Here is a 23,138-nt window from a genome sequence, read left to right as displayed (position 1 = left end):
CCACCACATTTGCTTAGCCCCAGGCTCTGGCTTGAGCATGTGCGGCACTGATGTCACTGTCTCGAACAAAGCATCTACCTCCGCTGGATTTTTTTCGCGCATCATAGAAAATCCGGCAGTATCGAAAATCGCCGTTTTGAAGACGTCGAGCTCGCTCTCGTCCCAACAATCGGAGGACCAAGTTACTGCAGGAAGTTTACCAGCGAGAAAGCCAGCAGGAGGGACATCTGTTGGATCGGCTCGCTGCTCGTGCCGAAGGCACAATCTCCTACAAAGTATATGCTTGAGGGCGGACGTCGCGCAGCAGCCCAAGACTTTCGAGCCTAATCGTGGTGGCGACGCGCGATACGCCATAACGTGACATCAGCTCGCGAGTTACCCGCTCATAGTTTTGGTAGTTACAGGGTTGCCCGTCCAGATACAGCGCGCCGTGACCTCTGTTCGGTATGTGCAGCCATTCGATGATCCGCTTGAAGTCATCAACGAAGGAGGCCTTGGGCATAAGCAGGCAAGCCGCGAATACGTTTGCCTGGTATTCCATCCGAACGATGTCAGGAGACATGGAATCTGCGTCGCGCTTTAACTTGAAATCGCTTTCGTCGCACGCTTCGCCCGACATGTATTTCCCATGGGAAAGCAGATGGTGGGCAAGTTCGTGCGCCAAAGTAAAGCGCTCCCGTCCAGAGTTCGGAACCAATTGACGGTAAACTAGTATCTCGAGCGGTGAGAAAGAGATTCGCCCTAGGGTTGACTGCCGCATTTTCCCATCTTCCAGAAATGCCTCCGTCCTTACCTGCAGACCACTACGCATCTGCTCTTGGGAGCAAATGTCCTCCATCGAAACCTCTCCTCCGGGCCAGCCGATCTCTCGTAGTATGCAGAGGCACTTATCTTCGAGTTCATCGTTCCCAATGTAAGGAACCCTACACGACGGCCTACCGCGCGGATTCGCTACCGCCCGACGCTGCTCGGCGCTCAGCCGCGAGTGAACTAGCATTCCATCCGCAAAATCCCATAGCGAATTGGTCACCCCCACGGGAGACTGCATATACAAGTCGAATGCGCCGTCAAACTGTTGCGAAGTCAATCCTTCGAGTATTTTATCGGAGGTGCCTTCAAATGCTGTAACGGCACTTGCCGACGGCGACCTGTACAGCTCCCACTTCGCATCTGAGGTGCTAAAGAGCCGTAATATCCCCATCTTTTTCGCCTTCGCGAAGTTTAGAGCGCCGGACTGGAACGCCGCGTTGCTTGCCATTACAGGCTTCGCGCTTGTAGGTGAGACCTGCTGCACCTTGGCAAAAAATTCCTCAGCATCGTTTACCGGAACCGAATGGGAATAGTGCTTGCATTCTATTAGCCAGACTTCCGAGTATTCCGTAGCCCCCGGAAGGTAGATTTCTATAGAAACGTCGAATTCTATTTCACTGTCACGATCCCTTGAATAGTAGCCCTTTTTGTGAAAGACCTTGCAGCAACTGCTCCTGACGTGGAATTGCTCGTCTTTGATCTGAGTACGGAAGTAATCGTAAACCCTGCGCTCGAACGCGTCGCCCTTAATCGTTGTATTCATGGAATTATTCCGATGTCTACAAGTATACGTGCTTTCATGGATTCTTTGGACAGGTTGCTGGGTTTTCGTACAGTATAAGACATTAGTCGGCTGTACTTGATGGACTCGCAACTGGCTTGCCCCGCTAAGGCGGCATACAAGGCGCTTGGTATTAACGTAACGAACCAATGAGGAGCGGAAGAAAATCTAAGAGTGGAGCCCTGCCGAGGGGGCGCTTGTCGAAGGGGAGTATCCGACATACAACCCTGCTGAATCGGACGTACTGGTTGCCATCTATAGCGTGGGTTATTTCCTGGATTCTCCAGCAAAGGCGAAAACAGCTTTGAAGCCATAGGCGTCTACGCGACCGACAAAACCGGAAAACCTCGTTATTTTGTTGATATCTTGTGAGAATTTGGGAACCTCCAGCGGAAAGTTCACGAACTGTCATGACCGGCTGTTGTCGACCCAGCGCTGCAGAAATTCACGTAGGAGCCTTCTCACATTAAGCGGCCTCTACGAAAGCCGGGGCGATTCAATCCTGTCCTAAACCCTCACTCCTCAACAGTCAACCCTCCAAATTCATCACGATTTGCGATGGCGGACGCTAAAAAAGATTACGTCCTAGTAGGGATTTCGGCCCCTGCCAACCTGCACATCGGAAATGCGGTTCAAGTAACGCTGGCAATTTCAACATAAAGCAGCTTCGAAATATTTAACTGAAAGGTCCGCTTTTGACTGCGCTCGGCCGTTCGCCAACCTTAAAATGTTCAACCTTAAAATAATTCATCGGCCACCTGTCAAGACCGGTCCTACCCAGCAGAAAGCGGACCTTCTGATATTCTCCCGGATAGTGAAGCATCAGATATACCAAACCACCGCTTCATTGCCCCGCGCCATAGCGGATCACACATACGCGCCGCTATCGGCCGCTTCCATCTCCACCAGCCGGCCCTGCATGCGCTGGAGGAATCCGGCCAGCAAACGCCGCTCCGATGCATCCAGCACGCCGAACATCTGCTCGGCAAAATCGCACAGCAGCGGCGAGATCACCGCCAGCGCGGCGGCGCCGGCCTCGGTCAGGGCGATCCGCTTGGCGCGCCGGTCGACCTTGTCCTGGGTGCGCAGCACCAGGCCCTCCTGCTCCAGCGCGTCGATGCCTTCGGTGACCGTGCGCGGCGCATAGCCAAGTCCCTGCACCAGGTCGATCGAGCGCACCGCGCCGCGGTGGCCGATGAACAGCAGCAGTTTCACGCGCGCCACCGACGTCCCCTGTTTGCCGAGCCGGCTGGCCAGCACCCGGTGCGCCTGCTCGGAAAAATCGCGCAGCGCTTCGCCGGCGTCAATTGCCCCCGCCGCACGATTGGTGTCTTTCTGCATGTTTTCTCTCGTTATGTTATATTTTTTGCATATCATATGGTTGTAGCATGTGATGCATTATATTCAACTTTCAGGAAAATTCATGTCCGTTTCATCCCGTCGCGCCCTCTCCCTGTCCCAATACCGCCGCTCTGCCGCCCTGCTAGCGCTGGCCGCCATCGGCTTCGCCGGGGGCGCCGCACAAGCCGAACCGTCGGCGGCGCTCGACCGCGTGAGCCTGTCCGCCGGCGCCTTTTATACCGAACCGAAGATCCATCTGGGCGCCGATACCCCGCAAGGTTTCGTCTCCACCCCGGACCAGGAACTGGGCCATGTGACGCTGCCGCGCGTCAAGGCCGACGTACTGCTGGGCGATTCGCAAGGCTTGTCGTTCGACTACTTCCGCTACGACAAATCGAACAGCTCGACCGCATCCGGCAGCACCACCTACGAGGGCGTGCCCTACGCCGGCGCGGTAAACGCCAACCTCAACTTGCAGCTCGACCTGGCGCAGCTCGCCTATAAATGGTGGATCGGCCAGGGCAGCGACGTGTTCGGCATCGGCGTCGGCGCCGGCTACTACCGCGCCAAGGTCGACGCCCGCGCCACCGGCACGGTCAGCGGCACGGTCGCCGGCCTGCGCCAGAGCCGCGACTTCAGCGCCGACGGCTCGGCCAGCGAAAGCGCCTTCGCGCCGCTGCTGGAACTCGGCTGGCGTCACGCCTTTACCCCGGACCTGCGCATGGTGGCGGACGTTTCCGGCGTCAAGAAGAACGGCGGCAAGCTGAGCGGCCATATCTATGGCGCCAGCGTCGGCGCCGAGTGGTTCTTCGCCAAGAACGTCGGCCTGATGGCGGACTACGGCATCCAGCGCATCCAGCTGAGCCGCAACGGCACCCGCGATGCCGACCTCAAGGTGCGCCTGACCGGACCGTCGGCCTACCTCAAGGTCCGCTTCTGAACCGGTCCATGACCAGCACGCCTGACCAGGGATGGCCGCGATGAATGCACTGTTGGCGGGCGCGCGCCGCCCGGTCACCTTCCTCGGCGAAGTGATCCTGGCCGGCGTGGCGGCGGTCGGCGGCGGCTGGCGCTTCCGCATGGCCGACTTCGTGCGGGTGCTGGCCGACACCAGCTGGCGCGCGGTGCCGATCGTCTCCACCGTGAATTTCCTGGTGGGCGCGATCCTGGCCTTCGTCGGCGCGGTGCAGCTGGCCAAGTTCGGCGCCGGCATCTTCGTGGCCGACCTGGTCGGCATCGCAGTGGCGCGCGAAATGGCGGCCATCATCACCGCGGTCGTCATCGCCGGCCGCACCGGCGCCGCCTTCGCCGCCGAGATGGCCTCGATGCAGGCCAACGAAGAGATCGACGCGCTCGAGGTGCTGGGCCTGCCGGCCATCGACTTCCTGGTGCTGCCGCGCGTGATCGCGCTGCTGGTCATGATGCCGCTGCTGTACGTGTTCGCCTGCATGACCGGCATCCTGGGCGGCATGAGCGTGGCGGCGGCGATGCTCGACATCTCGATGGCCGGCTACCTGCAGCGCACGTCCGAATCGCTGACCTGGATCCACCTGGCGCTGGGCGCCGGCAAGTCGCTCGCCTTCGGCATCCTGATCGGCCTGGTGGGCACCTATTTCGGCCTGTACACCAAGCGCAACGCGGCCGGCGTCGGCATGGCGACCACCGGCGCGGTGGTCACCAGCATCGTCGGCATCATCGTGCTCGACGCGGTATTCGCGCTGTGCGCCAACGCATTGAACCTCTGACATGGGACGACCATGAGCCTGCTCGCCGTACACGACCTCGAAATGCGCTTCGGCGACCGCCTGATCCAGGAGCACGTCTCGCTGAAGGTGGATGAAGGCTGCATCTTCGCCGTGATGGGCGGCAGCGGCTGCGGCAAGAGTACGCTGCTAAAGCACCTGGTCGGCCTGCTGCCGCCGGCGTCCGGCGCAGTCTGCTACGACGGCGTGAACTTCTGGGACAGCGACGAGGCCGGCCGCGACGCCCTGCGCGCCAAGTTCGGCATGCTGTTCCAGAGCGCGGCGCTGTGGTCGTCGATGACGGTGCTGGAAAACGTCCTGCTGCCGCTGACCCAGCGCACCAAGCTGGACGACAAGGCGCGCGAGAAGCGCGCACGCGAGGTGCTGGAATGGGTCGGCATGGAGGGCTCGGCCGACGCCTTTCCGGCCGACCTGAGCGGCGGCATGAAGAAGCGCGTCGGCCTGGCGCGCGCCATCGCCGCCGAGCCGCAACTGCTGTTCCTGGACGAACCCTCGGCCGGCCTCGATCCGATCAGCTCGCGCCGGCTGGACGACCTGATCCTCGACATCCGCGAGCGCACCGGCGCCGCCTTCGTGCTGGTCAGCCACGAGCTGCCCAGCCTGTTCGCCATCGCCGACGACGGCATCTTCCTGGATGCCGACAGCAAGCACCCGATCGCCCACGGCAAGCCGGCCGACCTGGCCAAACAGCACATCCATCCGACCGTGGACGCCTTTTTGCGGCGCGAAGTGCCGCCGGAAGACGACGCATCGACGGGCGCCGGCGCGGCCGCCGATCACGGCGCCGCAACCGCCCCCGACAAACAAAAGGAACCCGCATGAAACGCAACGCCCTCATGATCGGCGCTTTCGTCATCGCCACCCTGGTCGTCATCGTCGCCGCCATCATCTGGCTCAGCGGCAGCGACCTGTTCACCAAGCAGCAGAAAGCCAGCGTCTACTACGAAGGCAACGTCAGCGGCCTATCGGTGGGCGCGCCGGTGACCTTCCGCGGCGTGACCATCGGCCAGGTGACCGCGATCGGCATCAACGTCGACGGCAATTCGCTGCGCACCACGGTGCCGGTCTCGCTCAAGCTGCAACCGTCGGCGCTGAACATCAGCGGTGCGCCGGACGGCACCATGAACATCCCGACCCTGGTGGCGCGCGGCCTGCGCGCGCGCCTGGCCTCGCAGAGCATCGTCACCGGCCAGAAAGGCATCGAGCTCGACTTCGTGCCGCATTCGCCGGCGATACTGCACGGCGTCACCGGCGGCGGCGCGCACGACCCCGAAATCCCGGCGGTGGCCGACCGCTTCGGCGCCCTGATCGACCAGGTCGCCGAGCTGCCGCTGCGCGATACCGTCAACGACATGCGCGCCACCGTACAGGACCTGCAGAAGACCCTGGTCAGCGTGCGCGACACCCTGTCCACTGCGCAGGCCCTGCTGGGCACCGCATCGACCGAGTTGAAAGCGACCACGGTGGACTCGCGCAAGACCCTGGAAACCGCCACCGAGGCGATCCGCCGCGTGCAGGACCATTCGGCGCAGACCCTGGAAGCCGTGACGCGCCTGGCCAACACCTCGAACGACACCGTGGCCGGCGCCCAGCCGGAACTGCAGCGCACGCTGGTCGAAGCACGCCAGGCATCGGAAGCCGCGCGCCTGGCGATGGAACGGGTGGCCGACCTGGCCGCGCCGGGCGCGCCGATGCGCTCCGACCTGGAAGGCACGGTGCGCGACCTGTCGCAAGCCGCGCGCGGCCTGCGCTCGCTGAGCGAACTGCTGGAAGAAAAACCGAACGCCCTCATCTTTGGGAACAAGAGCAAATGAACGGATTCACGACCCCATCGCCGCGCGCCGCGCGCCGCCTGCCTGCCCTAGGTGCCCTGTTTGCGCTGGCGTCGGTGCTGTCTGGCTGCGCCTCGACGCCGCCCGCCACCCTGCTGTCGCTGCCCAGCGCGGTGCCGCTGATCGCATCGGCGGCACCGCCACGCAGCATGGATGCCGCCATGCCGGTGCTGGCGGTCGGGCGCCTGGACATCCCGGAGTACCTGGTCGCGCGCCGCGTGCGCTACAAGGTCGACGACAGCACCGTGGCCGAATGGCCGGACACCTACTGGGCCGAGCGCATCGAGGTCGGCGCCTCGCGCGAATTCACCGCTGCCCTGCAGCAGCGCCTACCCGGCTGGCGCGTGTGCGATGCCGATTGCACGCCGCTGCATCCGCGCGCCTCGCTGCGGGTCGACCTGGTGCGCATGGATTACGTGCGCGGCCAGCGCAAGCTGGTCGGCAAGGTACGCTTCGGCGTGCTGGGACGCACGCCCGATGCCGGCAGCGCCGCCGCCAACGCGGCGGCGGCAGTGAACGCCGCGCGCGGCGAGGAACGGGTGTATGAAGTGGCGGCCAGCGGCGACAGCCCGCAAGCCCAGGCGCAGGCGGTCACGGAACTGCTGCGCCGCATCGCCGCCGACGCCGCAGCGCTGGTCGGCGCGGTATCGTGATCGCTACGTAGGGTGGACGGCTATACCGCCGCCGGTCGATTTGTCGCGGTGTAGCCGCCGTCCATGCGGCGATCGGCGACGCCGGCATAATCCGTGCCGCAACGACATGCAAACCGGCGTCAGAACAGCTTGACCTTCAATTGCACCGAAATCCCGCCGTACAGGCGGTCCTTGTAACTCGGGATCACGCCGACGTTGACGCCAACACGCTCGTACTCATAGGTAAAAGTAGGAATCAGCGCCGGGAACCAGCCGCGGTCGCGCATCTTCGGGTAGCCGTCGAAGGCGGCGATGGCGGCGCCCAGGCGCACCGGCCCGAGCGCCCACGGCTGCCAGATCACGCCGGCGTAGTTCGAATACACGCGGTCGCTGTTGACGAAGCGCCCGGCCACCGCCGCCATGGTGCCGGAAAAACGGTATTCCGCGCCCAGGCCGCGGTTGCCGCCGTTCAGGTTCTTGTCGCGGTCGAAGTGGTAGGTGGCAAAGCCGCTGTCGAGCCACAGCTCGGCTTTGGGATCGGCGTCGATCCAGGTAAACAGTTTATCCGCAGGCGCCGGCGTACCGGCCTGGGTGGCAGGTCGTGCAGTGGCCTGCGCCTGCGCGCCGCCGGCGAGCAGCGCCAGGGATGCGGCCAGCGCTAGCGGGCGGATATGTCGGTAAGCGTTCAATCGTCGGCCTTCGGGTCGAGTCCGGGAAACAGCACTTCGGTGAAGCCGAAGCGGGAAAAGTCGCGGATGCGCATCGGGTACAGGATGCCGAACAAATGGTCAACCTCGTGCTGCACCACGCGCGCATGGAAGCCGTCGACCTCGCGCACGATGCGCGCGCCGTACTGGTCGACACCTTCATAACGCAGGCGCGTGTGGCGCGGCACGCTGCCGCGCAGGCCGGGCACCGACAGGCAGCCTTCGAAGCCCTCTTCCATCTGGTCCGACAAGGGCGTCAGCAGCGGATTGATCAATACCGTTTCCGGCACCGCCGGCGCATCCGGATAGCGCCCGTTGCGCCCGAAGCCGAAGATCACCACCTGCAGGTCGACGCCGATCTGCGGCGCGGCCAGGCCGGCGCCGTCGACCGCGCGCATGGTCTCGAACAGGTCGGCCACCAGCGCGTGCAGCTCGGGCGTGTCGAAGGCGGTGACCGGTGCGGCGGTGCGCAGCAGGCGCGGGTCGCCCATTTTCAGGATCTCGCGGACGCTCACGGCTTGACCTCGCTGCACAGGTGCTGCAGGAACTCGCTATACGCCGCGGCGGTTTCCGGGTGCTTCATGCCGATCGCCGCGGTCGCCTTCAGGTAGCCGATCTTGGAGCCGCAATCGTAGCGCTGGCCGGCATAGCGGTAGGCCAGCACGCGTTCGCGCGCCATCAGCGCGGCGATGCCGTCGGTCAGCTGGATCTCGCCGCCGGCGCCGGTGCCGAGCGTTTCCAGGTGGTCGAAGATCGCGCCGCTCAGCACGTAGCGGCCGACCACCGCCAGCGTCGACGGCGCGTCCTCGGGCTGCGGCTTCTCGACGATGCCGGACACCAGCTCCAGGTCGGTGCGGTAGGGGCTGGCGCTGACGATGCCGTACTGGCGCGTGTTCGCGCGCGGCACGTCCTGCACCGCCAGCACGCTGCAGCGCTCGTAGGTGTACAGGTCGGTCATCTGGGCCAGCACCGGCTTGTGGCCGGCGGCGGTGTCCATGAAGTCGTCGGCCAGCAGCACGGCGAACGGCTGGTTGCCGACCACCGGGCGGGCGCACAGCACCGCGTGGCCGAGGCCGAGCGGCTCGGACTGGCGGATATAGATGCAGTTGACGCTCTTCGGGATGACCCCGCGCACCAGTTCCAGCAGCGCCTGCTTGCCGGCCGCTTCCAGTTCCGCTTCCAGCTCGTAGGCCTTGTCGAAGTGGTCCTCGATGGCGCGCTTGTTGCGGCCGGTGATGAAGATCATCTCGGTGATGCCGGCCGCGACCGCCTCTTCCACCGCATACTGGATCAGCGGCTTGTCGACGATCGGCAGCATTTCCTTCGGCTGCGCCTTGGTGGCGGGCAGGAAGCGGCTGCCGAGTCCCGCGACGGGAAATACCGCCTTCTTGATGACACTCATTCCTGCTCCACCTGTTTCGCTTCGTTCGTATTCGATGCCGCCGACCCGCCATCGGTTCCCAGCAGCGCCAGCAGGCCGGCCTCGTCCAACACCGTCACCCCCAGCGCTTCGGCCTTTTCCAGCTTGCTGCCGGCATCGGCACCGGCCACCACGTACGAGGTCTTCTTCGACACCGAACCGGACACCTTGCCGCCGGCCGCCTCGATCAGCGCGCCGGCCCCGTCGCGCGACATGGTCGGCAGCGTGCCGGTCAGGACGAAGGTCTTGCCCTCCAGCGCGCCGGCAGGCCCGGCCGCGGCCTGCGGCAGCGCGTCCAGCTGCGCCAGCAGTTCGCGCCGCAGGTCGGCCACCGCGTCCAGGGCGGCGCGGTTGGCGGGTTCTGCCATCCAGGTTTCCAGCGGCGCCACCACCGCTTCCGGCAGGCCGAACACGCCGAACACCTTCGAATGCGCCAGGTCTTCCAGCGTGCGCCCGTCCAGCAACTGGCGCGCGCGCGGACCGGTCAGTTTCGGGATGCCGAGCGCGGCCAGCAGCTCGACCTGGTCGAGGCGTTCGCGCAGTTGCGCGCGCGGCGCGTGTTCTCCCTGCGGTGCGACGCCGGCGGCCAGCAGCGCATCCAGCGCCTGCTGGTTCTTGACTTCGGCGAAGAAATCGGCGATCGCTTGCGCCACCGTGCCGCCGATGTCGGGCAGCACGCGCAGCAGCGCGGCCGGCGCGCGCCGCACCAGCGCCAGGCTGCCGAGCCAGTCGGCCAGGGTCTTGGCGGTGGATTCGCCCACGTGGCGGATGCCGAGCGCGAACAGCAGGCGCTCCAGGGGCGGGCGGCGGCTGGCGGCGATCGCGGCCAGCAGGTTGTCGGCCCACCTGGTCGGGATCTTGCCCTGCTTGACGGTTTCCGGCGTGGTGCCGTCGCGCTCGTCGGCCAGGCGCTTCATCGCCAGCAGGTCTTCCAGCGTGAGGCGGTACAGGTCGGCCACGCCGTGGATCAGGTTCGATTCCACCAGGCTGTCGATGTAGCGGTCGCCCAGGCCCTCGATGTCCATCATGCGCCGGCCGGCGAAGTGGCGGATCGCTTCCTTCCTCTGGGCGGCGCAGCTCAGGCCGCCGGAGCAGCGGGCGATCGCCTCGCCTTCCTCGCGCACCACGTGCGAGCCGCATACCGGGCATTGCTGCGGCAACCGATACACCGGCGGCGCCGGCTCGGGACGCCGTTCCAGCAGCACCGACAGCACTTCCGGAATCACGTCGCCGGCGCGCCGCACGACGACCGTATCGCCCACGCGCACGTCCTTGCGCTGCACCTCGTCCTCGTTGTGCAGGGTGGCGTTGGTGACGGTGACGCCGCCCACCGACACCGGCACCAGGCGCGCCACCGGCGTGATGGCGCCGGTGCGGCCGACCTGCACGTCGATCGCCTGCACGACCGTCAAGGCTTCCTCGGCCGGGAACTTGTGCGCCAGCGCGAATCGCGGCGCGCGCGAGACGAAGCCGAGCAGGCGCTGGTCGGCCACGCGGTCGACCTTGTACACCACGCCGTCGATCTCGTACGGCAGCGTCTTGCGGCGCGCGCCGATGTCGTTGAAATAGCCCAGCATGCCCTGGCAACCCTCAACCACGGCGCGCTCCTTCGATACCGGCAGGCCGAGGCGCTCGAACCAGTCCAGCACCGCCGAGTGCGATGCCGGCGGCGGCGCGCCTTCCAGCACGCCGATGCCGTAGGCGAAGAAACGCAGCTTGCGCTGGGCGGTGATGCGCGCGTCGAGCTGGCGCAGGCTGCCGGCGGCGGCGTTGCGCGGATTGGCGAATTCCTTCTGTTCGGCCTCGCGCTGGCGCGCGTTCAGGCGCGCGAAATCGTCCTTGAACATCAACACCTCGCCGCGCACCTCGAGCACGGCCGGGATGTCGGGGCCGTGCAGGCGCAGCGGGATCACGCGCACGGTGCGGATGTTGGCGCTGACGTCCTCGCCCGTCACACCGTCGCCGCGGGTGGCGGCCTGCACGAACACGCCGTTTTCGTAGCGCAGGCTGATCGCCAGTCCGTCGAATTTCAACTCGGCCGCGTAGGCCACGCGCGCCACGTCCAGGCCGTCGCGCACGCGGCGGTCGAAGTTGTCGATGTCTTCATCCGAAAAGCCGTTGTTCAACGACAGCATCGGCAGCGCGTGCGTCACCTGGCTGAATTCGGGGATCGGTGCGGCGCCGACCCGGAAGGTCGGCGAATCGACGGATTGCGCTTGCGGGTGCGCCAGTTCCAGCGCCTGCAGTTCGCGGAACAGCTTGTCGTACTCGGCGTCCGGAATGGTCGGCGCGTCCAGCACGTGGTAATTGTAGATGTGGCGGTTGAGTTCCTCGACCAGCCAGGCCATGCGCGCCAGGGGATCGGCCTGATCCCCTTGATCGATGGCCGCGTTCGGTGTTGCCGTCAAGTCGGACTCCTCAACTGAACAGGCGCAGCGCGCGCGCCGAGCCGGCGGCGATGTCGGCGCCGTCCATCTCCTGGTAGAACTCGCGTACCTGGCCGGCGATCTCTTCCAGCGTATCGTCCGACAGCGGCTGGTCGAAGTCGTCGACGATGGCGCCGTTCAGGCGCTGCTCCAGCGTCTTGGCGCAGGCCACCATCTTGCCGAAGCCGTCGCGCGCGGCCGGCACGCAGGGCACGTCCAGCAACAAAGTCAGGCGCGAGGTGGTGTCGGCGCCCAGCGTGACGTTGGTCGACAGCGTGAACAGCAGCGCGCCTGCGTGGCCGGCTTCCTTGTCGGGCATGGCGAAGCGGCCGTCCGGACGCACGTCGAAGCCCTGGTTTTCCAGGGCGCCGATCAGGGTCGGCATCGACCACGGCGCGCCCTTCGAGGCCAGGTTGACGCCCAGCTGGGCATCGTGGCCGGCGACGAAGCGGTGCAGGTTCTTCGCTTCGCTCATCACCTCGATCATGTCCGGCACTTCCGGCTCGGCTTGAATCTCGTCGGCGACGGCGCGCAGGCGCGTCACCAGTTCCGAGTATTCGAGTTCGTTGAGCGCGGTACTGCGCGTGGCCAGCTGGACGCCGGCCTGCAGCCTGGAATACACGCCACCGTGCACGATCGGCGTCCATTCGCCGCCGGCGGCCTGGCCGACGTAGTGCACCGGCTTGTTGCCGATGCGGCGCAGCTTGTGCAGCGCCGGCAGGATGCGCTCGCCATGCAGCGGGCCTTCGGAATTGAGCGGGATGATGCAGTCGATCAGGGGATCGACCAGAGAATCGGCGGGATTCGCGGCCGGATTCGCGGCCGAAGTCGCAGCTGGATGCGCGCCCGCCTGGCCCGGCGCCTGGACGGCGCCGGCCAGGGGCGCCAGCGCCGGTTCGGCGCCATGCGCGCCGCCGGTGCCCGCACCACCCGCGGCGGCGCCGGCCGCCGGGGCGCCCGTCGACGGCGGCGCGTGCAGCACCGGCTCGGCCAGCGCATCGGCGCCCGGCATCAGGGCGCCCGGCGCCGATGCATCGAATACCGGCTCGTGGCGGTCGAGGGCGGCGTGGTCGGCGGCGCCGTGGAGCGGCGCGCCCAGGCCGGGCTCGACCTGGGGACGCTCGGTCATGCCGCTCTTCATCAGCACGTCGTCATGGTCCGAAGCGAATGCGCGCTCGACGCTCTTGCGGGCCTTGTATTCCTGCCACTTGTTGTAACTGATGACGGCGACGACGAAGACGCCGCCCACGCCGATCAGGCTCATTTGGAGATCTGTCATGCTGCTTGTGCCTTGGATACGTCTAGTTGTTGTAATTCGATTAGCAATATTTTCATCGATTGGCGAAAGCCTGCATGCTCACCCGATCCGCTCGGGCGCAGGCAAGGGCTTGGACAATGGATTCACCACGCGAGGGTAACACGAAGGCAACGATTGGCGCCACGCCGCTCGGCCGCGCACGGACGAAAAAAAGCCATCCCCGCGGGGATGGCTCGGTAGCCGGCGGCGCCCTTCCGGCGCAATCAGGATGCCGGCACGGGGATGGCCGCTTATTCCTGCAGGGCGGCGGCCAGCCTGGCGATGCGCTCGCCGTCCACGCCGACGGCCTTGGCCAGGCGCTTGCCATAGTCGGCGTCGGCCTTCCAGAAATAGGACAGCATCGTGTTCAGGGTATCCTGGTTCTTCACACGCTTGAGGTCGCCGGACAGGTTGACGATCAGGTCGTCACGGTCCTGGGCGCCCAGCGCGCGGTAGAAGTCGCCGGCCTGGCGGAAGTTCAGGGTCTTGGCGATGCGCTGCTGCTGGGTGGTGCCGGTCAGCGGCAGCTGGCTGCTGCGCGCCTGCGGGTCCTCGACCAGCGCGCCCTCGAGGCGGCTCGGCTGGTAGTTGACGCTGCCCTTGCGCCCCGAGATGTTGGCGGCGCCGTCCTGGTTGTTGTTCAGCACCGGCACCAGCGGGCGGTTGATCGGCAGCGACTGGAAGTTGGCGCCGAGGCGGTGGTGCTGGGTATCGATGTACGAGAACAGGCGGCCTTGCAGCATACGGTCTTCCGATGCCTCGATGCCCGGAATCAGGTTACCCGGCGCCATGGCGACCTGCTCGGTCGACTCGAAGAAGTTGTCCGGCACGCGGCCCAGCGTCATGGTGCCGACCTTGCGCTCTGGGATGCCCGGCCAGATCTTGGTGGCGTCGAGCGGATCGAAATCGAACTTGTTCAAGTCCTGCGGACGCAGCACCTGCACGGTCAAGTCCCATTTCGGGAACTTGCCGGCCTTGATGGCATCGTACAAGTCGGTGGTCAGGTGGCTGGTGGTCTTGCCCTGCACCAGCGGGATTTCCTGCGGGCGCAGGTTGCGCTCGCCCTGCTGGGACTTCCAGGCGAACTTGGCGTACACGTAGTCGCCCCTGGCGTTGACCAGCTTGAGCGCGTGCACGCTGCTGCCGTTCATCTGGCGGTAACTGGCCGGCGTACCGTAGTTCGAATACACGCGGGTCAGCATCTGGGTCGATTCCGGGATGTGCGAGAAGAAATCGAACACGCGTTCCGGCTCCTGCACGTTGGTGACCGGATCGGGTTTCAGCGCGTGGATCATGTCCGGAAACTTCATCGCGTCGCGGATGAAGAAGATCGGCAGGTTGTTGCCGACCAGGTCCCAGTTGCCTTCCTGGGTATAGAACTTGGTGGCGAAGCCGCGCGGGTCGCGCACGGTCTCGGTGCCGGAACGGCTCGGGATCACGGTGGAAAAGCGCACGAACACCGGTGTGACGGTATTGCGGCTGAACAGCTTTGCCTTGGTGAGGTCGGACAGGTCGTCGGTGGCGACGAAGCTGCCGTGCGCGCCGGTGCCGGTCGCGTGCACCACGCGCTCGGGAATGCGCTCGCGGTCGAAACGCTGCAGCTTCTGCACCAGTTGCACGTCCTGCAGCAGGGTCGGACCGTTGGGGCCGGCGGTCTGGCTGTTCTGGTTGTCGCCGACGGCGGCGCCATTGTCCTTCGTCATCACTTGCTGCGCATACGCGCCTTGCGCCAGCAACAGCAGGCCACCGGTTGCGGCCAGCGTGCACAGCGCAACGCGGCCCATCGACATCTTCATCAATTCCATACGTAAAACCTATTGAAACAGTTCAGGAGATAGGAATCATAAATCCTGGCCCATCAATATATGAAATTGACAATATTTATCTATTCAATAGCTTTTCTGTATTTACCATCCCGGCGTCAAGCCGCTGCCAGGCTGGCCGCCGCTTCCATGTCGACGGCGACGATGCGCGACACGCCTTGCTCCTGCATGGTCACGCCGATCAGCTGATTGGCCATCTCCATCGCGATCTTGTTATGCGAGATGAACAGGAACTGGGTCTGGTCCGACATGCGCTGCACCATGCGGCAGAAGCGCTCGGTATTGGCGTCGTCGAGCGGCGCGTCGACCTCGTCCAGCAGGCAGAACGGCGCCGGGTTCAGGCGGAACATCGAAAACACCAGCGCGGTCGCGGTGAGCGCCTTTTCGCCGCCGGACAGCAAGTGGATGGTGGCGTTCTTCTTGCCCGGCGGCTGCGCCATCACCTGCACGCCGGCGTCGAGGATCTCGTCGCCGGTCATCACCAGCTTGGCATTGCCGCCGCCGAACAGGATCGGGAACAATTCCGAGAAATGGCCGTTGACCCGGTCGAAGGTGTCTTGCAGCAGGTCGCGCGATTCGCGGTCGATGCGTGCGATCGCCCCTTCCAGCGTGCCGATCGCTTCCAATAAATCGTTGTTCTGGGCGTCGAGGAACTGCTTGCGCTCGGTGGCCTGCGCCAGTTCCTCGACCGCCGCCAGGTTGACTGCGCCCAGCGCGGAAATCGCATTCGTCAGGCGCGTGACCTCGCCCTGCAGCCACGACGGTTTCATGTCCGGGTCGAGCTTTTCCGATAATGCTGCCTCGTCGGCGCCGGTGCTCTTCAAGGCATCGGCGAACTGCTCCTGGTTCAGGCGCGCGGCCTGCTCCTTCAGCTGCATCTCGGTGATGCGCTCGCGCTGCGGCTGCAGGCTGCGCTCGGCGCCCATGCGCGCCTCTTCGAGCGCGCGCAAGCCCTGGGCCAGCTGGTCGAGCTCGTGACGGGCGTCGGCCAGCGCTTCTTCCTGGCCGCTGCGGCGCGCCAGCAATTCCTGCAAGCCTTCGGCCACACTGCCTGATTCCAGCGCCGCCAGTTCCAGGCGCGCCGCGGCGACGCCCTGCGCCACCTGGGCCGCCTGCTGGCCGGTGGTGGCGCCGCTCCTGCGCAGCTCCTCGATGCGTGCGCGCCCGGTCTTTTCGGCGAACAGCGCTTCCTGGGCCGCGCGCTCCAGTTCGCGCAGGCGCGCGCGCGCTTCGGCCAGGCCGCGCTCCTGGCCTTCGAATGCGGCTTGCCCGTCCTCGTGCGCGCCCTGCAGCTCGGCCAGTTCCAGGTCGAGCTCCTCGAACTGGGCTTCGGCTTCCGCCCTGGCCTGGCGCGCCTCGGCTTCCTGGGCCGCGATCTCGTCGAGCTCGGCGCCGATCTGCCCACTGCGCTGGTTGTAGCGCGCCTCGACCTCGCCCTGGCGCACCACGTCGATCTGCAGGGCATGGGTTTCGCGCTGCAGCGTGGCCACGCGCTGCCGGCCCTCCTGCAGGCGGCGCTGCAGTTCGGTGACGGCGGCGTCGGCGCGGGTGGCGCGGATGCGCGCCTCGTCCAGCATCAGCGCCTGGGCGCGCAGCTGCTTGTCGATGTTGTCGATCTCGTGCTGGCGCGCCAGCACGCCGTCCTGCTCGGCGTCGGCGGCGTAGAAGCGCACGCTGGAGCGCGTGACCATGTGGCCGTTCGGCGTAACGAAGGCGCCGCCCTCGGGCAGGCGCGCGCGCTGGGCCAGCGCGCTGCCGGGATCGTCGGCCGCGTACACGTTCAGCAGCCAGTCGTCGAGCATGCCGCGCAGGCCCGGATCGTTCAGCCTGAGCAGGCTGGCGAAGGGTTTCAGGCCGTGGTGCCCGGGCGTGGCGCCGCTGCCGGTCGCCGGCGTGTACACCGCCATGCGCGCCGGCGGCGCGTCGCCGAAGAAGCCGCGCGCCCAGTCCAGGTTGCTGATCTCGAGCGCGCCGGTGCGTTCGCGCAGCACCGATTCCAGCGCGGTCTCCCAGCCGGCCTCGATGTCGAGCTTTTGCCACAGGCGCGGCAGGCCGTCGAGTTCGTGTTTCCTGAGCCAGGGCTGGACCTTGCCCTGGGTCTGCACCCGCTCCTGCAGCTGGCGCAGCGCGGCCAGGCGCGCCTCCAGCCTGGCATTGGCGCCGGCTTCTTCCTGCGCCTTGGCGTGCGCCTGGCGCCGTTCCTGCTCGCTGGCCGCCTGGCTGGCGGCGGCGCCCTCCAGCAGCAAATTGGCCTCTTCCAGCGCCAGCTGCTTTTCCTCGAGGTCCATGCGCAAGTCGTCCAGGCGCCCGGCGTCCGGCAGGTCCAGGCCGGCGCGCTCCTGCTGCAGGCGCTCGCGCCGGGTGGCCAGGTTGGCCAGGATGGAGGCCGCGTTGCGCCCGTGCGCCGCCGCCAGTTCGATGCGCTGGCGCACGCCCATGATGCGCGCGCGCGCCTCGCCGGCCTGGTCCTGCGCCGTGCGCCAGGCCGCTTCCAGCGCCGGCAGGCGCTCGCCATGCGCTTCCACGGCGATCTGCGCGCCTTCCGCGCGCGCCGCCAGTTCTTCCAGCCGGTACTCGGCTTCTTCCAGCTGTTCCTGCAGTTCCTGCGCCTGGCTTTGCCAGCCTTCGCCCTGGGCGGACAAGGTGGCGATCTGGTTCTGCAGCCGGGTGCGCGACTCGACCACGAACCTGATCTGCGCCTCCAGGCTGCCGATTTCGGCATTGGTCTGGTACAGCGCGCCCTGGGCGGCGTGCAAGCGGTCGCCGGTGGCGTAATGGGCCTGGCGCATGCGCTCCAGTTCCAGCTCGTGGTGGCGTAGCGCCGCGGTCTGCTGTTCCAGAGCGGTCTGCGCCTGCTCCATCTCCAGGAACCAGCGCGCCTGCTCGGCCTTGGCTTCGTTCTTGCGCAGCAGCCACAGCAGCTTCTGCTTTTCTTCCTGGTCGGCCTGCAGCTGGCGGAAGCGGTTCGCCACCGCCGCCTGCGCTTCCAGCTTGTCCAGGTTGGCGTTCAGCTCGCGCAGGATGTCCTCGACCCGCTGCAGGTTCTCGCGCGTGTCGGACAGGCGGTTCTCGGTCTCGCGCCGGCGCTCCTTGTACTTGGAGACGCCGGCCGCCTCCTCCAGGAACACGCGCAGTTCTTCCGGACGCGACTCGATGATGCGCGCGATCATGCCTTGGCCGATGATGGCGTAGGCGCGCGGCCCCAGGCCGGTGCCGAGGAAGATGTCCTGGATGTCGCGCCGCCGCACCGGCTGGCCGTTGATGTAATAGGTGGAGGTGCCGTCGCGCGTGAGGGTGCGCTTGACCGCGATCTCGGCGTACTGGCCCCACTGCCCGGCCGCCTTGCCGGCGTTATTGTCGAACACCAGCTCGACCGAGGCGCGCCCGGCCGCCTTGCGGTGGGTCGAGCCGTTGAAGATCACGTCCTGCATCGATTCGCCGCGCAGCTCGGACGCGCGCGACTCGCCCAGCACCCAGCGCACGGCGTCGATGATGTTCGACTTGCCGCAGCCGTTGGGGCCGACCACGCCGACCAGCTGCCCCGGCACCTGGAAATTGGTGGGATCGACGAAAGACTTAAATCCCGACAATTTGATGGAGGAAAGGCGCACGTTCGCTCAGGCTGGCTCTTGGATCGATGAAGCGAACATCATACCATTTGTTGCTTTACAACCAGTAGGGTGGACGGCGAAGCCGCCCACCCTACGCAATAGCGGTATCGTTGCCGGCGCGCATCGCTTCCTGCAGCACTTGCCCGACCACGCCGTCCAGCGCCAGCACGCGCGCGGCGCCGGCGTGCAGGGCGGCGGCCAGTTTTTCGGCGGTCATCGAAAAGGCTTCGCGGCGGCCGGCGCCGGAAAAGATGAACAGCGTGCGCAGCGGGCTCACCCAGGCCAGGCGCACCTTGCGCGGGCCGCTGTCGGCGGCGCGGAATTCGCACCACATGCCGCGTTCCAGGCCGTCGACCGGCGAGATCGCCTGGCGCCGCGCCGCTTCCTGCTCGGCGGCGGCGTTTTCCAGTTCGACGCGGCGCAGCGCGTCCTGCTGGGCCGCTTCGACCGCCAGTTCCAGCTGGCGCTCGGGCGACAGTTCGATCGGCGCGCGCACGATCGAGGCATGGCACTCGGCCAGGCGGGCGAAGAACTGCAGGCGCTCGGCGTCCTGCCAGCGGATCGCGTCCAGCCACTTGTTGAGCGTGCCCAGCAGGCGCGGCAGGCGCGCGATCAGGGCCTTGCGCTGTTCCTGGGTCGCCTTCGGCTTGATGCTCCAGATCAGGTCGTCCATGGCGCGCGTGGCGTTGCCGACCGCGCCCGGCTTGTCGTCCTCGATGCTGTAGGCGAAGGTCATCACCGTGGTCCAGCGCTGCGCCAGGAAGGCGCCGACCACGTCGTCCAGGTCGCCGGCGTCGACGCGCAGCGCCACCGCGGCGCGCGCGGCGCGGCTGGCGACCGCCATCCTTTCCTGCTTCAGGGCACTGGCCACCGGCGCCGCCAGGGCCTGCTCGTGCGCGCTTTCTTCCTCGGCGATGCTGGCCTCGAGTCCGGCGACGGCCTGGGCGAAGCCGTCGCCGCCGGCAACGCCGTCCGCAGCCGCACCCTGCTCCGCCGCTCCCGCGGCGGCCACGCGCTCGACGCTGCGTTGCATCGCCTGGAACAGCGGGTCGTCGCCATCCTTGTGCTGGGCCCAGCCCATGCGCGACAGCAGGTCGACCAGGCGCCGTGCCGGATGCGCCTCTTCGAAGAAGAACGCCTTGTCCCGCAGCGCCGCCTTCAGCACCGGCACCTGCAGCGCCTGCAGCAGTTCGCGCGCCTGGGGCGGGATGCTGGCGTCGAGCAGCACGGTCTCGAACACGCGCGACAGCAGGTCGAGCGTGTGCGCGTCGCCGCGCGACAGCGCCCCGCGCGGCAGGCTCTGTTTCAGGCGCGGGAGATAGAACACGTTGTGCGGGACCGCGACTGGAGCGGCAGCGTCGTGGCGAGCGCCGTCCGCGCCGCCTGCGCCGGATACCCCGCCGGCGCCGTGTTCCAGCGCCGACGCCGGCGCACTCCGGCCCATGCCCACCCCCGCCGCCAGCGCCGGCTCGATCCGCGCCAGCAGTTCCAGCAACGGCGCGGCGCCGGCGGCCGGCAGCGCCGAGAAGGATGGCGGCGCCAATCCTGCCGCCGCCGCTGCCAGGCCGTGCACCGGCACGCCCGCCCAATAGGGCGCGGGGGCGGCGCCCTGCGCCATCTTCCCTGCGTTGCCTGCGGCCATGTCCGGGTCTGCCAACGCGCCCGGCGGCAAGCCCCCCGCCAGCCCCGGTGCAAGAAGTGCATGCGCCGGCATGGGCGCCGTGGCGCCGCCCGGCACCGCAACGGCCATTCCCTGGAATACGCCGGCCGCAAAGCCCGCTGCCGGCGCCATGCCGGCCATCGGCACGGCGGCGGATGCACCGGCCGCCGGAACGAAGCCGGGCGCCATGTGCACCGCGGCGTCGACTTGCGCCTGGATCATGCCTGCCTGCCCGGCCGCCATACCCGCCTGCGGCACGCCGCCGCCGGGCGAGGCGCCGTCCGCCGGCAACCCCGCGACGGACGCCGCTCCCGACCCGCCGCCGGGCGCGAATCCGGCCGCGCCGCTGGGACGCCAGCCGCCAGTCCCCGCCGGCATGCCGGGCAGGTCCGGGATCAGCGGCACGCCCTCGTCGCCGCCGTCGTCGCCGAACAGCTTGCGCAATTGCTCGGCCAGCGCGGCGCGGCCGCTGGCGCGCGCCGCCCTTGCCGCCGCGGCATCATCGGTCTTCTGGAAACGGCAGGCATCGGCCGAACCGGGCTGGCCTTCCTTGCGCTTGAGGACATCGGCCAGGCGTTCGTACAGGGGCGCGGGATCGAACACGATGCTTGGTCGCAGCAGCGGCCGGGCCAGGCAATGCGCCTCGCTGTCCGGTTCGAATTCGCGCCAGGCCTGTTCCAGCGCCTCCAGCAGTACCGCGGGACGGAACGGGTTGGCGTCGGCGCGCAGCACGCCGCGTCCGAACAGCATGCCCAGGCGCACCGACAAGGTGGCGAGCGCTTCCGAATGGGCGATGTCGAACGGCCGCGCCAGCGCGCCGAAGGCGAGCTTGCCGTCGATTTCCTCCAGCGGCACCAGGCTCAGGGATGCCGCCGCCTTGGGCGCTGCCGCTTGCGGGTTGAAGGCGTCGAATTCCCTGCGCAGCGCCGCTTCGATCGCATTCGACGCCAGGTGCACGAACGCGTACCCGTTCTCCTTGAGCAGCTTGGCCGACTTGACGCGGCGGTACACCTCGCGCGTCTCCAGGCCGGGCCGGCCGACGTCGGCCAGGTCGGCCGCCATGCGCGCCGCCATGTCCGCCACCTGGTCGGCGGCGAAATCCGAGACGACGACGGCGAGCGCGTCCAGCGTCGCCTGCAGCGACGCGGCCTTGGCTGCGGCCGGGGTCTGGACGGGGCTTGCTGTCATGGTCTGATGGAGCGAAACGGGCGGTAACGATATTGTGGCACATAATTTCCACCTAGCAATAGAAATCTGTCACGGATACCACACGGGTTCGCTGCCGATGCATTTAGAAAAATAATTCCAAAAAGAATAATCATGCTAAAGATGAGCTAACTCATCAGTAAATGCCAGTTTTTCAGATGTCGTAAAATTACTTATGAGGAATAAATACATTACTTTTTCGGTTTATTCAAAATAGATATTCTCAGACCTTAGTCGTAATCCTACACGCGCTCAAGAGATGATCCGATACCCGTTCCATGGCCGTGCTTGCATCATTGCTGCACCGGAAACGCAACTGAACCACGATGTTTAGAAGCACTTTTGGCAAAGCAAGACATTTCCCAACTTGATAAAGGAATGATCATGACTTCGAGCAAAAATTCGCGTCCAGGCAACCAGGGCGGCACCCACGAGCAGCATGTCGCCGCTGGCCGTCAAAGCCACAAGAACACCCCGAGCAAGAACAGCGCCAGCCAGGACGATGCGCTGCTGGACGACGGCAACCAGCAATCGGCCTCGTCGGGTTCCGGCTCGCGCTCGGGCGGTGTCCAGGGCGGTACCCACGAGCAGCACGTGGCGGCTGGTCAGCAGAGCCACAAGAATTCCAACAAGCAGTCGGGCGCAGCCGGCTCGGCCAGCGCATCGACATCGGGCGGCAAGCAAGGCGGCTCGTCGGAGCAGCACGCCGCGGCAGGGCGCCAGAGCGCGAAGAACGACGCCAAGCGCTGAGCCTGTGTACCGCTGGATGGCGCCGCTTACGGGTGCCGTCGGCGACCAGTGCCGGACAGGCAGCATGGAGGGAGCCCGGGTGCGTCGCTGCTACGGGCTTTTTCGTGTTCATGTGATCGGTCCGACTGTGGGCTTGCCATACCGGCCTGTATGACGACTATGCAAGGATATGAGGCGCTGTCCGGGTAAATGTCGAGAGATCGCCACATGTCGGTTAGTTGCAGTAAACGTTTACCGTGTATGTGTCTCCACGCGTTTCTGCAAAAGGACCGAAGCGCTCAGCGGTGCGGGACGGATACGCGTCGCCTCGGACTGTGCGGGCATTACCCCATCGTCTTGCAGCCATTTCACCCGCAGGATGCCGATGGAACGGGCCGGTATGTATCCGGCACATCCCGATCCTGCCCTGCCATCCGGTTGAACTCCAGCGCCTGCCCTCCTGTCAGATATTGCGCAGCGGCGCTCCCCGCGGCGGCGCGAAATCGGCGACGTCGTTCACCAGTCCGGCCGCCTTGGCATCGCGCGCATTCAGGTGCAGGTCACCGTACTGGTGGATGCCCCACTGCTCGGTCGTCAGCTCCATGTGCTTGCGCAGGATCGATTCGGTGCGCGAATCGTCGGCGCGCAAGCCTTCGACGATGATATTCAGCGCATCCGGGCGCGAGCCGGGCGAAGCCGTGGCATGCGACTTGTGGATCATGAAACGCGCGGTCTCGCTGGCGTAGCGGCGCTTGCCGGCGAGGAACAGGATGACGGCGATCGACGCGACCGCCCCGCCGTTGTACATCACGAAATCGACCGGCGAGTTGGCCATGAAGTTGTACAGGCACAGGCCGTCGCTGACATAACCGCCGTTCGACTGCACCAGCACGTGGGCGGTCTCGATGCCATCCTCGGTCATCATGGAAGTCGCTTCGAAGACGCGGTGCACCATGTCGCTGTTGACGTCGCCGGACAGGGTGAAATAAGCCGCTTTGCGCTGTGTTGCTTGCTCTTCGCTCATCGTGCCGCTCCTATGACAAAGTTCATGGGGCAAGTGTAACAAAACGCGCTACAGAGGACGTGGCGCCCCGGCGCAA

17 protein-coding genes are annotated in these 23,138 nt (G+C 66.3%); 6 read left to right on the top strand and 11 right to left on the bottom strand.

Features of this window, described 5'->3' with window-relative positions:
* Nucleotides 1-268 precede the first annotated feature (268 nt).
* Both HH212_RS18310 and HH212_RS18305 read right to left on the bottom strand, forming a co-directional pair.
* The gene (locus HH212_RS18310) at nt 269-1,573 is read right to left on the bottom strand and encodes an ImmA/IrrE family metallo-endopeptidase (protein ID WP_170203775.1); all 1,305 of its coding nucleotides are present in this window, start codon (nt 1,571-1,573) and stop codon (nt 269-271) included.
* A gap of 885 nt (nt 1,574-2,458) precedes the next feature.
* Nucleotides 2,459-2,932, bottom strand: a complete 474-nt coding sequence (locus HH212_RS18305; RefSeq protein WP_170203774.1) for a MarR family winged helix-turn-helix transcriptional regulator — start codon at nt 2,930-2,932, stop codon at nt 2,459-2,461.
* Nucleotides 2,933-3,014: 82 nt separating this feature from the next.
* Here HH212_RS18305 and HH212_RS18300 point away from each other — a divergent pair, with 82 nt between their 5' ends.
* Genes HH212_RS18300 through HH212_RS18280 form a run of 5 tightly spaced genes read left to right on the top strand, consistent with a single transcriptional unit; the run spans nt 3,015 to nt 7,180 of the window.
* Nucleotides 3,015-3,872 (top strand): hypothetical protein, encoded by an 858-nt coding sequence (locus HH212_RS18300; RefSeq protein ID WP_170203773.1) that lies wholly within the window; start codon nt 3,015-3,017, stop codon nt 3,870-3,872.
* A gap of 40 nt (nt 3,873-3,912) precedes the next feature.
* A complete protein-coding gene (locus HH212_RS18295; protein WP_211172364.1) occupies nt 3,913-4,677 on the top strand; it encodes an MlaE family ABC transporter permease in 765 nt (254 codons plus the stop codon).
* 12 nt (nt 4,678-4,689) lie between these two features.
* Complete coding sequence (locus HH212_RS18290) at nt 4,690-5,517, top strand: ABC transporter ATP-binding protein (RefSeq protein ID WP_170203771.1); 828 nt, start codon at nt 4,690-4,692, stop codon at nt 5,515-5,517.
* Nucleotides 5,514-6,509 carry an MlaD family protein gene (locus HH212_RS18285; RefSeq protein ID WP_170203770.1) on the top strand — a complete coding sequence of 332 codons (996 nt, stop codon included), beginning with the start codon at nt 5,514-5,516 and terminating at the stop codon, nt 6,507-6,509. Before HH212_RS18290 ends, HH212_RS18285 begins: the two co-directional genes overlap by 4 nt.
* Nucleotides 6,506-7,180 carry a PqiC family protein gene (locus HH212_RS18280; protein ID WP_170203769.1) on the top strand — a complete coding sequence of 225 codons (675 nt, stop codon included), beginning with the start codon at nt 6,506-6,508 and terminating at the stop codon, nt 7,178-7,180. The genes HH212_RS18285 and HH212_RS18280 overlap by 4 nt, the downstream gene beginning before the upstream one ends.
* Nucleotides 7,181-7,299: 119 nt before the next feature.
* Here HH212_RS18280 and HH212_RS18275 read toward each other — a convergent pair whose 3' ends face one another.
* The 8 genes from HH212_RS18275 to HH212_RS18240 all read right to left on the bottom strand — a co-directional run bounded on the left by HH212_RS18275 (nt 7,300) and on the right by HH212_RS18240 (nt 21,291).
* The gene (locus tag HH212_RS18275; RefSeq protein WP_308633215.1) at nt 7,300-7,848 is read right to left on the bottom strand and encodes a hypothetical protein; all 549 of its coding nucleotides are present in this window, start codon (nt 7,846-7,848) and stop codon (nt 7,300-7,302) included.
* Nucleotides 7,845-8,381 (bottom strand): peptide deformylase, encoded by a 537-nt coding sequence (def, locus tag HH212_RS18270; RefSeq protein ID WP_170203768.1) that lies wholly within the window; start codon nt 8,379-8,381, stop codon nt 7,845-7,847. Before def ends, HH212_RS18275 begins: the two co-directional genes overlap by 4 nt.
* Nucleotides 8,378-9,268, bottom strand: coding sequence for a UTP--glucose-1-phosphate uridylyltransferase GalU (gene galU / locus HH212_RS18265; protein ID WP_170203767.1), 891 nt, complete (start codon nt 9,266-9,268; stop codon nt 8,378-8,380). The genes def and galU overlap by 4 nt, the downstream gene beginning before the upstream one ends.
* Nucleotides 9,265-11,694, bottom strand: a complete 2,430-nt coding sequence (gene ligA / locus HH212_RS18260; protein ID WP_502572565.1) for an NAD-dependent DNA ligase LigA — start codon at nt 11,692-11,694, stop codon at nt 9,265-9,267. Before ligA ends, galU begins: the two co-directional genes overlap by 4 nt.
* Nucleotides 11,695-11,704: 10 nt before the next feature.
* On the bottom strand, nt 11,705-12,991 hold the full coding sequence (locus HH212_RS18255) for a cell division protein ZipA C-terminal FtsZ-binding domain-containing protein (protein ID WP_170203766.1): 1,287 nt from the start codon (nt 12,989-12,991) through the stop codon (nt 11,705-11,707).
* A gap of 269 nt (nt 12,992-13,260) precedes the next feature.
* Nucleotides 13,261-14,805 carry a catalase gene (locus HH212_RS18250; RefSeq protein WP_370663939.1) on the bottom strand — a complete coding sequence of 515 codons (1,545 nt, stop codon included), beginning with the start codon at nt 14,803-14,805 and terminating at the stop codon, nt 13,261-13,263.
* 125 nt (nt 14,806-14,930) lie between these two features.
* On the bottom strand, nt 14,931-18,443 hold the full coding sequence (gene smc / locus HH212_RS18245) for a chromosome segregation protein SMC (RefSeq protein ID WP_170203765.1): 3,513 nt from the start codon (nt 18,441-18,443) through the stop codon (nt 14,931-14,933).
* Nucleotides 18,444-18,534: 91 nt separating this feature from the next.
* Nucleotides 18,535-21,291 carry a DUF1631 family protein gene (locus HH212_RS18240; protein WP_170203764.1) on the bottom strand — a complete coding sequence of 919 codons (2,757 nt, stop codon included), beginning with the start codon at nt 21,289-21,291 and terminating at the stop codon, nt 18,535-18,537.
* Nucleotides 21,292-21,693: 402 nt separating this feature from the next.
* Here HH212_RS18240 and HH212_RS18235 point away from each other — a divergent pair, with 402 nt between their 5' ends.
* Entirely contained in the window at nt 21,694-22,059 is a 366-nt protein-coding gene (locus HH212_RS18235) for a hypothetical protein (protein ID WP_170203763.1), read from the top strand.
* Nucleotides 22,060-22,501: 442 nt separating this feature from the next.
* Here HH212_RS18235 and HH212_RS18230 read toward each other — a convergent pair whose 3' ends face one another.
* Nucleotides 22,502-23,062 (bottom strand): ATP-dependent Clp protease proteolytic subunit, encoded by a 561-nt coding sequence (locus HH212_RS18230; protein ID WP_170203762.1) that lies wholly within the window; start codon nt 23,060-23,062, stop codon nt 22,502-22,504.
* Nucleotides 23,063-23,138 lie beyond the last annotated feature (76 nt).

It is taken from the genome of Massilia forsythiae (assembly GCF_012849555.1).
GTDB lineage: Bacteria > Pseudomonadota > Gammaproteobacteria > Burkholderiales > Burkholderiaceae_D > Telluria > Telluria forsythiae.
Note: the sequence above shows the minus strand (reverse complement) of the source record. Positions and strands in the feature narration are given on the sequence as shown.

Excerpts from the sequence above, each read along its gene's own strand:
- HH212_RS18230 (WP_170203762.1), bottom strand. The coding sequence starts at position 23,062 with ATGAGCGAAGAGCAAGCAACACAGCGCAAAGCGGCTTATTTCACCCTG.
- HH212_RS18290 (WP_170203771.1), top strand. The coding sequence starts at position 4,690 with ATGAGCCTGCTCGCCGTACACGACCTCGAAATGCGCTTCGGCGACCGC.
- HH212_RS18295 (WP_211172364.1), top strand. The coding sequence starts at position 3,913 with ATGAATGCACTGTTGGCGGGCGCGCGCCGCCCGGTCACCTTCCTCGGC.
- HH212_RS18235 (WP_170203763.1), top strand. The coding sequence starts at position 21,694 with ATGACTTCGAGCAAAAATTCGCGTCCAGGCAACCAGGGCGGCACCCAC.
- HH212_RS18300 (WP_170203773.1), top strand. The coding sequence starts at position 3,015 with ATGTCCGTTTCATCCCGTCGCGCCCTCTCCCTGTCCCAATACCGCCGC.
- HH212_RS18305 (WP_170203774.1), bottom strand. The coding sequence starts at position 2,932 with ATGCAGAAAGACACCAATCGTGCGGCGGGGGCAATTGACGCCGGCGAA.
- HH212_RS18240 (WP_170203764.1), bottom strand. The coding sequence starts at position 21,291 with ATGACAGCAAGCCCCGTCCAGACCCCGGCCGCAGCCAAGGCCGCGTCG.
- HH212_RS18250 (WP_370663939.1), bottom strand. The coding sequence starts at position 14,805 with ATGAAGATGTCGATGGGCCGCGTTGCGCTGTGCACGCTGGCCGCAACC.
- HH212_RS18280 (WP_170203769.1), top strand. The coding sequence starts at position 6,506 with ATGAACGGATTCACGACCCCATCGCCGCGCGCCGCGCGCCGCCTGCCT.
- galU (WP_170203767.1), bottom strand. The coding sequence starts at position 9,268 with ATGAGTGTCATCAAGAAGGCGGTATTTCCCGTCGCGGGACTCGGCAGC.
- HH212_RS18285 (WP_170203770.1), top strand. The coding sequence starts at position 5,514 with ATGAAACGCAACGCCCTCATGATCGGCGCTTTCGTCATCGCCACCCTG.
- HH212_RS18255 (WP_170203766.1), bottom strand. The coding sequence starts at position 12,991 with ATGACAGATCTCCAAATGAGCCTGATCGGCGTGGGCGGCGTCTTCGTC.
- HH212_RS18310 (WP_170203775.1), bottom strand. The coding sequence starts at position 1,573 with ATGAATACAACGATTAAGGGCGACGCGTTCGAGCGCAGGGTTTACGAT.